This is a genomic window from Bdellovibrio sp. ZAP7 (assembly GCF_006874645.1).
In the GTDB taxonomy this organism is placed as follows: domain Bacteria; phylum Bdellovibrionota; class Bdellovibrionia; order Bdellovibrionales; family Bdellovibrionaceae; genus Bdellovibrio.
Genome location: NZ_CP030082.1, coordinates 2,117,030 through 2,130,111 on the forward strand (window position 1 = coordinate 2,117,030; position 13,082 = coordinate 2,130,111).

Annotated in this window: 12 protein-coding genes; 5 read left to right on the forward strand and 7 right to left on the reverse strand. The window is 44.0% G+C overall.

The features are described 5' to 3' along the window. The first annotated feature begins 30 nt into the window (after positions 1-30). Positions 31-1,029 (forward strand): ribonucleotide-diphosphate reductase subunit beta, encoded by a 999-nt coding sequence (locus tag DOM22_RS10250; protein ID WP_142700258.1) that lies wholly within the window; start codon positions 31-33, stop codon positions 1,027-1,029. A 31-nt stretch (positions 1,030-1,060) separates the two neighbouring features. Beyond that, complete coding sequence (locus DOM22_RS10255) at positions 1,061-1,984, forward strand: hypothetical protein (RefSeq protein WP_142700259.1); 924 nt, start codon at positions 1,061-1,063, stop codon at positions 1,982-1,984. Here the strand turns inward: DOM22_RS10255 and DOM22_RS10260 are convergent. Genes DOM22_RS10260 through DOM22_RS10285 form a run of 6 tightly spaced genes read right to left on the reverse strand, consistent with a single transcriptional unit; the run spans position 1,968 to position 7,641 of the window. Next, positions 1,968-2,459 carry a hypothetical protein gene (locus DOM22_RS10260; protein ID WP_142700260.1) on the reverse strand — a complete coding sequence of 164 codons (492 nt, stop codon included), beginning with the start codon at positions 2,457-2,459 and terminating at the stop codon, positions 1,968-1,970. The two genes, DOM22_RS10255 and DOM22_RS10260, sit on opposite strands and share 17 nt — an antisense overlap. Positions 2,460-2,509: 50 nt before the next feature. Then, a complete protein-coding gene (locus DOM22_RS10265) occupies positions 2,510-3,427 on the reverse strand; it encodes an HTTM domain-containing protein (protein ID WP_142700261.1) in 918 nt (305 codons plus the stop codon). Next, positions 3,424-3,984 carry a hypothetical protein gene (locus DOM22_RS10270; RefSeq protein WP_246845577.1) on the reverse strand — a complete coding sequence of 187 codons (561 nt, stop codon included), beginning with the start codon at positions 3,982-3,984 and terminating at the stop codon, positions 3,424-3,426. Before DOM22_RS10270 ends, DOM22_RS10265 begins: the two co-directional genes overlap by 4 nt. Next, the gene (gene scpB, locus DOM22_RS10275; protein ID WP_142700262.1) at positions 3,959-5,494 is read right to left on the reverse strand and encodes an SMC-Scp complex subunit ScpB; all 1,536 of its coding nucleotides are present in this window, start codon (positions 5,492-5,494) and stop codon (positions 3,959-3,961) included. The genes DOM22_RS10270 and scpB overlap by 26 nt, the downstream gene beginning before the upstream one ends. 2 nt (positions 5,495-5,496) lie before the next feature. Then, positions 5,497-6,930 (reverse strand): ScpA family protein, encoded by a 1,434-nt coding sequence (locus tag DOM22_RS10280; protein ID WP_142700263.1) that lies wholly within the window; start codon positions 6,928-6,930, stop codon positions 5,497-5,499. 45 nt (positions 6,931-6,975) lie between these two features. Continuing rightward, positions 6,976-7,641: a site-2 protease family protein gene (locus tag DOM22_RS10285; RefSeq protein WP_142700264.1), complete on the reverse strand. Its 666-nt coding sequence runs from the start codon at positions 7,639-7,641 to the stop codon at positions 6,976-6,978. A gap of 192 nt (positions 7,642-7,833) precedes the next feature. Here DOM22_RS10285 and DOM22_RS10290 point away from each other — a divergent pair, with 192 nt between their 5' ends. The 3 genes from DOM22_RS10290 to DOM22_RS10300 all read left to right on the forward strand — a co-directional run bounded on the left by DOM22_RS10290 (position 7,834) and on the right by DOM22_RS10300 (position 11,775). Then, complete coding sequence (locus DOM22_RS10290) at positions 7,834-9,000, forward strand: acyl-CoA dehydrogenase (protein ID WP_142700265.1); 1,167 nt, start codon at positions 7,834-7,836, stop codon at positions 8,998-9,000. 79 nt (positions 9,001-9,079) lie between these two features. Continuing rightward, a complete protein-coding gene (locus DOM22_RS10295) occupies positions 9,080-10,558 on the forward strand; it encodes a peptide ABC transporter substrate-binding protein (RefSeq protein ID WP_142700266.1) in 1,479 nt (492 codons plus the stop codon). Then, positions 10,501-11,775, forward strand: coding sequence for an EAL domain-containing protein (locus DOM22_RS10300; RefSeq protein WP_246845578.1), 1,275 nt, complete (start codon positions 10,501-10,503; stop codon positions 11,773-11,775). Before DOM22_RS10295 ends, DOM22_RS10300 begins: the two co-directional genes overlap by 58 nt. On the opposite strand, the gene DOM22_RS20195 is transcribed toward DOM22_RS10300, so the two are convergent. Next, on the reverse strand, positions 11,768-12,964 hold the full coding sequence (locus DOM22_RS20195) for an IucA/IucC family protein (protein WP_210415607.1): 1,197 nt from the start codon (positions 12,962-12,964) through the stop codon (positions 11,768-11,770). The two genes, DOM22_RS10300 and DOM22_RS20195, sit on opposite strands and share 8 nt — an antisense overlap. Positions 12,965-13,082: the final 118 nt, after the last annotated feature.

Here is a 13,082-nt window from a genome sequence, read left to right on the forward strand (position 1 = left end):
TTTCGCCGGAAAAACTTTTAGGGACTTTTTATGATTTTAGATCCAGGCTTTAACTTAACTCTTCGTCCGATGAAATACCCAACTATGTACGAAATGTACAAAAACGGTATCAAGAACACTTGGACAGTGGATGAAATTGATTTCTCTACAGACCTTGTTGACCTTCATTCAAAAATGACAGCAGCTGAAAGGCATTTGATCTCTCGCCTGGTGGCATTCTTTGCGACGGGTGACTCTATCGTCGGAAACAATCTTGTATTGAATCTTTACAAGCACGTAAACGCGCCAGAAGGCCGTATGTATTTGTCTCGTCAGCTTTATGAAGAAGCTTTGCACGTTCAGTTCTATCTGACTTTGCTGGATACTTACATCCCAAATCCAGATGAGCGCGCGGAAGCATTTGCTGCGATCGACAATATTCCTTCCATCAAAAAGAAAGCGGATTTCTGCTTTAAATGGATCGATTCCATCAACGAATTGGATCAATTGAACACGAAAGAAGACCGTCGTCGCTTCTTGATGAACTTGATCTGCTTCGCAACTTGCGTTGAAGGTTTGTTCTTCTATGCAGCTTTCGCTTACGTTTACTTCTTGCGTTCAAAAGGTTTGTTGCAAGGTCTTGCATCTGGCACAAACTGGGTGTTCCGTGACGAATCTATGCACATGGCGTTCGCTATCGAAGTGATCAAAACAGCGCGTAAAGAAGAACCAGATCTTTTCAATTCTCAAATGGAAGATATGGTTACGCAAATGCTTGAAGACGCTATCGAGTGTGAGATGGACTTTGCAAACGACGTATTGCAATTGGGTGTTGCCGGTCTTTCTCCAAAAGACATGCGCCAATATCTTGAATACTGCGCGGACCAACGCCTTGAAAGCTTGAACATCGCTCCACGCTACAATGTGAAAAATCCATTTGGCTTTATGGAACTTCAAGACATGCAAGAACTTGCAAACTTCTTCGAAAGACGTGTTTCTGCTTACCAAACTGGTATCAGTGGCTCGGTAGCCTTCGATGAGGCGTTCTAATTTACTTTGGGTATTACTATTTATAGTATGCATGGGGGTGGGTTTCCTACACGGGTACCTGCCCCAAGGCATTTCTAGGGACTATGTCTTACGGCCTACCAAAGTTCGCATCCTGGTAACAGATGAATCTCTTTTTCCAAAAAGTATTCAGGAAGAACTGGAAAACGACCTTCGCATTAAATTCGAAGTGACAGTCACTCGCGACTGGAATTCGATACAAGCGAAAGTGATTGCATCCCCTTCTCAAGACATTTTGCTTTTGCCGTCCTATTGGGCACACACGATGAACAGACAGAATCTTTTGTTTGTGACATCGGAAAATTCTTTATCGCTAAAAATTGCACCGGACTTTCTGGATCCCGTCATCACAAAACGCAGCCTTTATTTTTATCCTCTTTATTGGATGAAGACAGGCTTTAAAACTGCAGGCAACAACAGCTTCGAAGAATTTCTTAAAGACAAGAAAGCCACGACATTGTTTTTATTGAACGACGAAGACTTGTTACTTAATCACTTCCAGATTTGGCAGGACAAAGGCTGGCTCGCTTTAGTTCAGCAAAAAAAGATTCTCACGTTGCCCCTAGATCAATTGGTTTTAAATGATAAAGCCGAAGGCGCAAGGGAACTTCCCTTGAATGAATCAAATCCCGATCTAACGGTTCAGGATGACCTAAGCGCCCTTTTGGTATGGGGAGCCGCAATACCTGCTGCCTCTGATAAAAAAGAGCTCGCAATCGAGATTCTGACGGCCTTAACGGCAAACTCCATTCAGGAACAAAACCTAATGAAGACACCATTTAACAGCACTCTTCAGGAATTAACGACGCCGGCACTTCCGCCACAAAGAAGAGCTACGCATATTCGTGAATTGAAATTAAAAGGCACGATCTTGATTGGCACCAAGAATTTGGAAGCACCTAAAAAATTAAGAGATGAGTTTAATCTGATCTTATAACTGTATAGCGAGTCACAGCATTCCCACTCGTGGAGGGTGTGCTGTTCGCATCATATCCCGTCAATGTCAGAACAATTGCATTCGTACCATTTCTTAAAGCGGAACCCTTAAGAACAATATTGAAGCGGCCATTGCGGCAAGTTCCATAACCCGTCGCTGTTGAACTGGACATATCATAAACAGCAGATGCAGTTGCCGGCGCACCATTTACCGTCACCGTGATTCGGTGAGTGGGAAAAGTCGAAGCATAACAAGCTCCACTCATCTCCACATAACGAGCCGCCACGATAGAACCCAAGCTGTAAGCATCGGCCACCAGCTGCAATTCCGTCGAAGAAGGATCGGTATTCAATGTGTGGGAATTTGGATTCGAGGGATCATCCGTCAAAAGGGAATTATCTGACGTCGGTGCACAAGACACCAGAAGCGCCATCATCGCGAAACTGGTCGCGAATTTAGATAAATCGGTTTTCATAGAAAGTCCCCCGTTCCTTTAGAATAAACGAGGGAGCGACCAGAACTGAATCAATTTTTAGAAAAGTCCAGTTTTGAGACAATTTTCTGCTCTAAAGCGATCGGGCTTAGGAACAAGAAATAAGTGGAAAGCATTATAGTTGCAAAAGGCATAAGCCCCATGAAGATTCCAATCCCCAAATGCATTCCCACCCCTATAAGCAACCAGATATGGCGACTCTTATTCCAGATCACCATTGGCGGAAAATAGACTTCAAAAATGATCGTCATATAACCCAACACCGGAATCACCCAAGGGATCTGGCGTAGGAAACTAAAATCCACTGTCGTCATTTGGGGATTTGCAAGCACGGACCATAAAGCCGTTCCATCCCACCAACTATAACCTTTTAGTTTTTCCCATCCCGTATAGGCATAGATCGCCATGATCTGAAACTGCATCATGCGAATCATCATACTGGAAACCATGTCCGAGGGCTTAAAGGTTTTCTTTTTACGAATCAAATTCAAGACACTTAAGCGCTCACAGGAGTTCGTAAAGATCAGATAAAATAAGAACAACGAACCAATCACATCCGCACCAAAATGTGCCGGGTAATTGCGATTCAAAAAGCCGATATTAATAATCCACGCCAGCGCCGTAAATATTCGACCACCGATACCCAGAGTTAATAGCGCAAATAAAATCACAACCAGAATATTGATTTGCAGATTCATGGAATCAGGCCAAAAGTTCCAGGAAAACATCGGTCTGCCAAACTCGGGCAGAATCAAAAGAGCTTTATCTTTCGGGAGCCAGCTCGCATCCGTGAAATACCACAGATTATAAAACCTCATGATACTCATATACAGAAAAGTCCCGCACAAAGTGATGCGCAGAAATGCCAGCCCTAACAAATTCTGCGGAGCAAACCAGAATTCATCCCACAAAGCCCAAGCTTTTTTGATTTGAAATTGAAGATGCTTCATAGCAACTCCTCGTCACCAGGACTGTTGCAACGAACGGAAGCCTTGGCTGCGCGACGCTCTTGGGACATATCCAACAAGTTCACTTCGCTTTTTGAAACAGCTTCATCCAGCAATGGAAGAGTGTCGATGACGTGCTCCATGTCTATACTTTCTGCTTCGGGAAATTGCTTACACAACCAGGGACCGAAAACTTGGCGCAGGCGACGAGGGTCCATCACCATATAGCGCATGACCGCCCATTCTCTTTTTCGGGTGAGGCTCGGCATCGTTTTTTCTGATTCCGCAAAAGGAAAAGCTGTGATCAACGGTTCACGATAAGCTCCGTCTTGGGCCATCGGATAATTCACAACTACTTTGAGATACATCGGATGAGCTGGGTCCGGAGAAAAGAAATTCCATCCAGCATTGAGGCCAACCTGATTTGCATAGGGGCCGAAAAACTTGGAAGCAACACGCCCAAAGTAAGAACTTACGTTGGGCATGACCATAATTGCACAGATATTATAAACGATCCAGATACTTGCCAGGATCTTAAGTAACGGCTTCACCTTCGCCATCGATCTCGTCCGCCTCTCCATAGAACGGTAGTTCGTCTTCGTCAGATGACTCCCCTTCTTCGTTATCAGCGTATACTTGATCGTCAGAAGCCATCTCCATGTCTTCATCATTGTCGAAAGCTTCTTCAGCTGCAGTCAATTCATTTTCTAGCTCAGCATCAGCAGACATTTCTTCGGAACCTGTTGCATCGATTTCAGCAACTGCCTCTGTCGCTCCACCCTCAGTAGATTCTTCGGAATCAGCTGATTTACCAGCTTTCAATGCTGCCATTTTAGCGGCACTTTCAGCAGCTTTGATTTGCACCAAAGTCGTTCCAGCGGCCAAAGCATCATCATATTTTTTCAACCAGTTGGCGTCACGAGTCGGCACCGGTTCATCCATCGCCAAAGCTTCACGGATGTTTTGTGCGCGCTCAAGATCGCGTTTTTCAGCCTGACGGCGTTTTTCTTCTTCAAAGAAAGTCGAAGACGTCGTGATCTCTTCAAGTTGGTTCGAGATTTTCATCAATTCATCTTCACCAGACGAGTAGCTGACATGCTCAACGTCAGTTGCAACCAATGAATCAGTGATAGATGCCAATGTCGGTTTTTCTTCCGCCATTTGTTCATCCATACCGTCTGGCAACAATTCGTCGATTTGCGACAAAGTTGGAAGCTCTTTCAAAGATCTTAGACCAAAAATTTCCAAGAACTTACGAGTTGTACCGTATTGCATAGGACGACCTGGAAGATCTGATTTACCTTCGAAGGAAACCAGATTTTTTTCCATCAACGCACGCAACAAGTGACCAGACTCTACGCCGCGGATTTCATCCACATCAGATTTAACACAAGGCTGTTTGTACGCCACGATAGAAAGAGTTTCCAAAGCTGGACCGGAAAGCTTGAATTGACGAGCTTTCAAAGTGCGTTTTAGGAAATCCATATTGTCGATTTTAGTGCGCAGCTGGTAACCACCTGGAACTTCTTCCAAAGTAACACCACGACGGCCACCAGCGTATTCCACAGCCAATTGATCCAAAGCTCTGCGGATTTTATCGCCTTTGATATTTGTACCTTTAAACAGAAGCTTAATCGAAGCCAAAGAAACTGGACGATCGGAAGCAAACAAGATGCTTTCTACGATACTTTCCAGGCGCTCCTCGTCTACGAACTCAACCTCTTCGATGTCTGCAGATTCAAAGCCATCAAGCTCTGTGCCTTCAACAGAAACATCATCAGCACCTTCAGAAGCTTCCATTTCAGCCGCTTCGTCATCAGTTGCTTCTGGTAAGAAGCCCTCAGATTCTTCCTCTTCTTGAAGGAAGATAGAAGCATCCGCCTCAATACCATCAAGCTCATTCAATTCATCAGAACCTTCTTCTGCAGAAGTTTCTTCTGTTTCTTCAGCAGTCATTTCAAAAGTGACTTCTTCTGTTTCAACTTCCGTTGCCACAGCAACTTCGGTTTCCATCACTTCTGTGTCTAAAACTTCTTTATTCTTTTTGGAGTTCTTTTTCTTCTTAGACATTTCTACGCCTCAGCTTCAGTCTTAGGATCAGTATCAATAAATTCTTCAAAAATTAGTTCAGATTCAGCAACTACATCGTCAGATGTCGCAACCATTTCAGCAGCCACCACCGCTACGGCTTCTGCTGGCTCAAAAGTGGCAACTTCAAGTTGTTCTTCAACTTCTGTTTCAATGAATGATTCAGAGATCGGCTCAACAACGGTTTCAAACGGTGCCTCCACCTCTGTTTCAGCGACAACTTCCGTCATTTCAACTGTCGTATCTGCAAGGATTTCTTCAGCAGCAGTGATAGCTTCTTCTGTCATTGCTTCTTCAAGTTGAAGTTCAGCTTCGACTTCAGCTACAGTTTCCTGCGCCATCTCAACAATCACTTCAGATGCAGCCACAGTTTCTGTAGCCATCTCTTCTAATTCGCCTTCAGCAGCCAGAATTTCTTCATCCGAGGCAGCCTCTGCGCCACCCTCTTCGGCTTCCAAGAAGTCCAGCTCTGCATCCATACCCGCAATTTCCGCTGTTAGATCAGACATACCTGCCGTGAAATCCATTGGAGTTTCAACAAAGCTCATTTGAGCTTGCTGCTCAACCGGAGCTTCATCAGCACTGTCATCCATAAGATCTTCTGTTGGATCGGCTTTTTTAGCGTCAGCCATCATTTGTTCAGCGATTCTGTCAGCGCCCATAGAATCGTACTCTTCCACGCGGGACAGAACATCTGTTTCGATCGGTTTTTTTGTATCAACCCAGATGTCTGAATAAACTTCTGACTGGTAAAGACCTACGAAGCCCATTTTACCAAGCTCAAGCAAAGACAAGAACGTGATCAAAGCCTGACGAGCGCGATCTTCTGTCGCATTCACCAACTCCATCATTGTGATTTTGCGGCCTACGATAAGGTAGTCTTTCAACTCCAATACGCGGCTGGAGATGGATTGAGCTTTCGCTTTAACTTCGTGGACTTTCTTTTTAACAGAACGCAAAACTTTGCGATAAGAAGAGATCAACGCAAACAACGCGTTGTCTTCAAGAATGATTTCGTCTTCTTTTTCATCCAGTTTTTCACGGGAACCACGCAACCAAACGTCACGACCCACCAAAGGACGATCATAAAGAAGTTTCGCGGCCTCTTGGTATTTTTGGTATTCCAAAAGTTTTTGAACCAACTCTTTACGTGGATCTTCCTGCTCGATGACTTCGCCGTTCTCATTATATTGAGGCAGAAGCATGCGGGATTTGATTTGGATCAAAGTGGAAGCCATGGCGATGAACTCACCCGCTACTTCCAAATCCAATTCTTTCATCAAACGAATATAATCAAGGTATTGCTTTGTGATCTCATGGATTTTGATATCCATAATATCCATCTCTTCCTTGCGGATGAGATATAGCAACAAGCCCAATGGTCCTTCAAACTTGGGCAATTGAACTGTAATACTCATGAAAGCGGTCCCCTCTAAAACGTTCTGAATGAATGGAATTTCTGTTTAAGAAATTCCGAACCCAGCCAGAGCTAACGTAAGTAAACTTTGTGCACTCCAAAACACAGGGATTGCCAAAATACGCAATGCACCTGTCAGAACTAATCCCATCAAAACCATGCTGGTGATTTGTTCATTCTGTTCCAACTTATAATTCAATTGGGCCGGCAAAAATCTTGCGAGCACTTTACCGCCATCCAGTGGATGAAGCGGGATCATATTGAAAAACGCCAGGAACAAGTTTGTCATCAAAAATGCTTTTAAAATCTCGAACACCGGTTTGAAATAAATCGATGCGGAAAAGAACTTCGCCAGGAAGCCAATAAGGAACGCCGCAACAATCGCCAATAGAATGTTTGAAAGCGGACCGGCAAGTGCAATCCAGAACATATCCACGCGAGGATTTTTTAAATTACGGGAATTCACCGGGACTGGCTTAGCCCAACCGAAGAAAATCGGAGTTGCCAGAACGATGGACACCAGTGGCAAAATAAATGTACCAATCATATCCATATGAACCAAAGGGTTCATGGAAAGACGGCCCATTTGTTCCGCCGTGTTGTCACCACGCAGACGCGCAACCCAGCCGTGTGCAAATTCGTGAAAGCACAGTGCGAAAAGAAAAGGGATAAAATAAATGCCAATCTTGGCGCCGATTTCTGCAATATCCATATAATTACCTTCAGAGATTAGACGGCAAACCTAGACCCTTGTCTAGTGTGAGAAGTCATTTGCACATAATAAGTGCAATCATCATAACACAGTCCGTTAAGAGAAAAGCTCCTGTCCTTCCAACCTCTTGAATAAAAATCGCGATCTGGATATGGTCTTCCGACTTGTTAATTAACGTATGAGGGAGAAACCATGTCTGACGTAACTAATGCACGTCCAGCTTTGACAACACTATCTGAAGACGAAACGGCTTTCCGTGATGCTGTAAGAGCCTTCGCAGAATCTGAAATCAAACCCCATGTGACACACATGGACGAAAAAGCTGAGATGAACAAAGACATCCTTAAAAAGCTTTTCGAAATGGGCTTGATGGGTATCGAAACTCCAGAAAAATACGGCGGCGCAGGTTCCACTTTCACAATGGCTTGCTTGGCTGTTGAAGAAATCGGTCGCGTAGACGGTTCAGTTTCTGTTCTTGTTGACGTACAAAACACTCTAACGACAAACGCATTCCTTAAATGGGGTACAGAAGCGCAAAAAGAAAAATACTTGGGCGCAATGGCTTCTAAATGGGTTGGCGCTTACGCTTTGTCTGAATCATCTTCTGGTTCTGATGCATTCGCATTGAAACTTAAAGCAGAAGATAAAGGTGATAAATGGGTTTTGAATGGTTCAAAACTTTGGATCACAAACGGTAACGAAGCTGACGTATTCATCTGCTTTGCAAACATCGACCACGCAAAAGGCTACAAAGGCATCACAGCGTTCATCGTTGAGAAATCTTTCAAAGGCTTCAAAGTTGGTAAAAAAGAAGACAAACTAGGTATCCGCGCTTCTTCTACTTGCGAATTGCTGTTCGAAAACTGCGAAGTACCAAAAGAAAACGTACTTGGCGAAGTTGGCAAAGGCTACAAAATCGCTATCGAAACATTGAATGAAGGTCGTATCGGTATCGGCGCACAAATGATCGGTATCGCTCAAGGCGCTTACGAAGCAGCATTGGGTTATGTTAAAGGTCGTGAGCAGTTCGGCAAACCAATTGCTCATTTCCAAGGCGTTCAATTCCAGTTGGCAGAAATGCGTACTGAATTGGAAGCCGCTCGTTTGATGGTTTACAACGCCGCTCGTTTGAAAGACGCGGGTCTTGATTTCATCGAATCAGCAGCGATGGCGAAACTTTACTCTTCTCGTGCAGCGGAAAAGATCACTTCTAAAGCGATCGATTTGTTCGGCGGCAACGGATTCACTAAAGAATACCCAGTTGAAAAGTTCTGGAGAGATGCAAAAATTGGTCAAATCTACGAAGGTACGACTAACATGCAACTTCAAACGATCGCTAAAATGGAATTGGACAAATAGTTCGGCGGGAGCCAAGGAGGCTGCAGCGCCGGCGGCGCGAAAGCTGGACTTCGCCCCGACATTGATTCAAAATGGTCGGATGAAACGTATTCTTCCGGCACTTTTAATTCTAGTTTCTATAAATGCCAAAGGTGCTGATTCAAAATCAGCACCTTTTGTTTTTCGCCTGCATCTTTCGGGCGAACCCACACAAATGGATCCGAATCGTCAAAAGACTTCGGCTTCCAGCTATCTTTTAGCGAATCTTTTCCGCAATATTTATATCTATGATAACGACAAGGGACTGGTCCCTGATCTGGGCTCTTGCACCCGTGAAAAATCACAAGCTTTGGTCTGCAAGTTAAAGAAAGACCTTCAATGGAGTGATGGCTCCCCGCTGACTTCAGCGGATTTTCTACGTACTTACAAGAAAATGTTAAATCCAAAAGTCGCAGCTCCGCGCGCGGATTTATTATTCAAAGTTAAAAACGCAGAGGACATTTATAAAGGCCTTAAAGAGATCGACACACTAGGCATCATCGCACCAGACCCGGTGACTTTACGTTTTGAATTTCAAGGAAAAGCCCCGGACTTTGAATACAACCTGACAAGCTTTCTGCTCGCTCCTACCAAAGAAGATGTGAAAGTTTACTCGGGCCCTTACAAACTGAAAGAGTGGCTGCAAGGACAACGAATCACGCTGGAACCTAATTTCAAATATCAAGGCGGGCACCCACAGCGTCCGTTGGTAGAGTTTCTTTTTATCGAAGAAGACACTGTCGCTTTGCAACTGTACGAGAAAAACCAGCTACAGTTGCTTCGCCGACTCCCCACTTTATTTATTCCTAAATCTAAAAACCGCCCCGACTTTCACTGGATTTCAGCGATTCGCTTTGATTACTTGGGTTTCGGACCTGATTTGCAGAAAAGCGACGAGCTCCGTAAAGCTTTGACTTACTCTCTCAACTATCCGGAATTGCAAAAGCTTTTTTCTTCGAAAGGTCGTCCAGGTTGTGCCGGTTTACCTGACTCCTGGTTTCCTGAAAAAGCACCCTGCTATGATTTCGATCTTAAGAAAGTTCCAAAAGTTAAAAGCGACAAAACGTTCACTTTGATGTTTTCCTCTTTAGGTGGCGAAGATCACAAGCGTGCGACGGAATGGATGCAGGCGCAATGGCAGAAAAATGCGAACCTGCGCCTGCACCTGGAAATGAAGGAAAACAAAGTTTTCATCAACGAACTTCAGACCAATCCTCCGGCGATGTTTCGTAAAGGTATTGCTCCGGATCGACCGACTTGCCTGGCAGCACTGGAAACTTTTGCCAGCGACAGCCCCGAAAATTACATTCAACTGAAAAGTCCCGAATATGACAAAATCCTCGAGCAATTGGGGAACTCCGTGAAAACTGCCGAACAGAAAAAATTATGTCTCACAGGGGTAAAATTTCTGATGGATCGAAACCTGATCATTCCCTTAGGAGCATTTGATTTTGCTATGTTGATCAAGCCGGAATTTGTTGGATGGAAATTCAATCAAATGAATCAGCTGGACTTGTCGCAGTTACATCCAAGACCTTAAACTGTAACCATATGACATTGTTACCCCAATCCGTGGATATCCTGAAAGATCAGATCGTTTTTAATGAGGGCGACGCCGGAGATTGCGCTTACATCATCGAAAAAGGTCGCGTACTTGTTTACCTCTCCAAAGATCAGGAAGAAATTCCTATTTCAATTTTGGGTGAAGGCGAAATTTTTGGTGAGATGTCATTGATCGACAATCAGGATCGCTCCGCTTCTGTCCGCGCGTTGGAAGATGTCAGACTTAGCATTGTAACCAAGCAACAACTTTTAGAACGCGTTTCTATGGCGGACACAGTTGTGCAGCTTTTAATGCGTGTTTTACTCAAAAGACTTCGTCGCAATACCAATATGAATTTGGGTGGCAACCTTAAGATCGCCGATATGCAAATCGAAAGCATGATGGGCACTGACGATGGCGCGGCGGACGCCTTGCAAAAAATCAAATTGGAAAATGAAATCTTTCAAGCTTTCCAAAACAAAGAATTCGAGCTTTTCTATCAACCGATCGTGGAACTTAAATCCCGCAAAATCAAAGGCTGCGAAGCTTTGCTTCGTTGGAAAAGTCCAACGCGTGGCTTGATCTCTCCGAATGTTTTCATCGACGTGATTGAAAACTCCTCGATGGTTATTCCTATCGGTCACTGGATTATCAATGCGGCTTTGAAAGAATTGAAAGTCATTCAGGATCATTTAAAATCCAAAAGCAAAAACAAAGAAGCTGATGAATTCATGATGAGTATCAACATTTCCGGCCGTCAATTCACTCACTCAGACTTCCTGGAAAACTTGGAAGACCTGCGCGAAAAACAAGGTTTGGATGCTAAAAACATCAAACTTGAAGTGACAGAACGTGTGATGATGGATGGAGTTTTAGCGCTTGAAACTTTACATAAATGCCGTCAACACGGTTACGCTATTTCAATTGATGACTTCGGCACCGGCTTTTCAAGCTTGCAGTATCTGACACAGATGCCGATCACTTATCTTAAAATCGATCGTTCTTTCGTAATGAAGGTTCTAAGCGATCCAAAATCCAAAGCCGTTGTCAGTGGTATTATCTTTCTTGCGCGCGAAATGGATTTTGAAATTATCGCTGAGGGTATTGAGCATCAAGACGAAGCCCTGGTTCTTGAAACTTTGGGTGCGCAATGGGGCCAAGGGTATTTATTCTCGAAACCCGTTGATCACTTTGCTTTTATGCAACTTATCTAAACACCGCCTGACAAGAATTCACTGAAGGAGAGCTTTTCTGAAGCTCTTCATAAATGATCTTCTCTATACGGAATGGCGAATAGCCTTTTTGATCCTGAACAGCTTTTCTTAATAAATAGATGGAAGAACCTACCATGTACCTTTGAAACGCTGTTTCGAGTACTGGCGACCAGGCTACAGGACGTCCCCTTGGGACAAAGGTGTTCTCCCGCATCTTTTGCAGATTTTCCAAATCAAAGATCCAATGACTGTCTTGAACCTTTAGAAGCTCTTTCGTGGGAAGATTCAATTTTTCGCGAAGGTTGAAATCAATTCGGGCGCCATCTAAGTCACGGTAAAAAACGCGCCCCGTAAAGCTTCCCTTAGAATCAAGCTCCAACAACGTGTTCTGTTGATGCGCCTCAAGGACCACACCATACTGAGCTGCAAAGGCATAGCTTTTCACGAGTGCAGGAATTAAATATCTTTCAACGAGCTCAATAGCTGAAATCCCTTGAGTCTTTGCATCGACTTCCAACAATGAAGCTCCCTGATTTTTTGCGACATACGACAGCACTGGAACCAGAGTGGTAGTACCATTACGAATGTGCTCCGGAATCTTTCTTACCAAGAATCCAAAAGGGCTGTTGGGTGTTTTATCAAAAACCCCGATGGGTTCGGGCAAGAAACCAAAACCATTTTCTTTCTGAGAGGATTCAGGAAGATTAGCAAGCAACGAACTAATAGCAGTCGCTCGCTGCATTTGCATCGGATACACAGTACGAATCGCACCATTCACCTTATCTGACAAAGAGACTTTCACCATCATATCGGCAACAAAGAAAGTTCGGGGCGACGTTGTGGGTTTAGCAGCAACCTTCGTAAGTTTTCCGTGAGAAATAAGTTCTTTAAAAAGCTCCAATGAAGATGGATGAATGAAAAATTTCACTTTGCCATCAGCAGTTTTAAGTTCCGCCGGAATTTCTACGCTTTCAGCAGACACGGTATCGACGAATCTTGGATCAACTTCCAAAAGATAAAGCGTCTCAGTCTGATACGCCTTCAATTCGGCGGAATCAGGAAGCTTGTGATAGAGCTTTTCGTTGGACTGTAAATCATTGCGCTCGACTTCCCATTTTTGCCAACGTTCAAGGTCAGCAAAGCCGGGTAATACAAATAGAAGCACAGTGATGAATGAAATCCACTTCATACCTGATAACTTAGCAAGATATTCGCCAGGGACTTTTGATGTCTCATTCTGAGAACACACAAGCCTATGGACCAGTTATTCGAACTTTCTTCTAGGCAGACTCAAGTCGATAAGACCA

Coding starts and splice junctions, on each gene's coding strand:
- DOM22_RS10295 (WP_142700266.1), top strand. CDS start 9,080: ATGAAACGTATTCTTCCGGCACTTTTAATTCTAGTTTCTATAAATGCC.
- DOM22_RS10300 (WP_246845578.1), top strand. CDS start 10,501: ATGGAAATTCAATCAAATGAATCAGCTGGACTTGTCGCAGTTACATCC.
- DOM22_RS10290 (WP_142700265.1), top strand. CDS start 7,834: ATGTCTGACGTAACTAATGCACGTCCAGCTTTGACAACACTATCTGAA.
- DOM22_RS10260 (WP_142700260.1), bottom strand. CDS start 2,459: ATGAAAACCGATTTATCTAAATTCGCGACCAGTTTCGCGATGATGGCG.
- DOM22_RS10270 (WP_246845577.1), bottom strand. CDS start 3,984: ATGGCGAAGGTGAAGCCGTTACTTAAGATCCTGGCAAGTATCTGGATC.
- scpB (WP_142700262.1), bottom strand. CDS start 5,494: ATGTCTAAGAAGAAAAAGAACTCCAAAAAGAATAAAGAAGTTTTAGAC.
- DOM22_RS10265 (WP_142700261.1), bottom strand. CDS start 3,427: ATGAAGCATCTTCAATTTCAAATCAAAAAAGCTTGGGCTTTGTGGGAT.
- DOM22_RS10255 (WP_142700259.1), top strand. CDS start 1,061: ATGGGGGTGGGTTTCCTACACGGGTACCTGCCCCAAGGCATTTCTAGG.
- DOM22_RS10280 (WP_142700263.1), bottom strand. CDS start 6,930: ATGAGTATTACAGTTCAATTGCCCAAGTTTGAAGGACCATTGGGCTTG.
- DOM22_RS10250 (WP_142700258.1), top strand. CDS start 31: ATGATTTTAGATCCAGGCTTTAACTTAACTCTTCGTCCGATGAAATAC.
- DOM22_RS20195 (WP_210415607.1), bottom strand. CDS start 12,964: ATGAAGTGGATTTCATTCATCACTGTGCTTCTATTTGTATTACCCGGC.
- DOM22_RS10285 (WP_142700264.1), bottom strand. CDS start 7,641: ATGGATATTGCAGAAATCGGCGCCAAGATTGGCATTTATTTTATCCCT.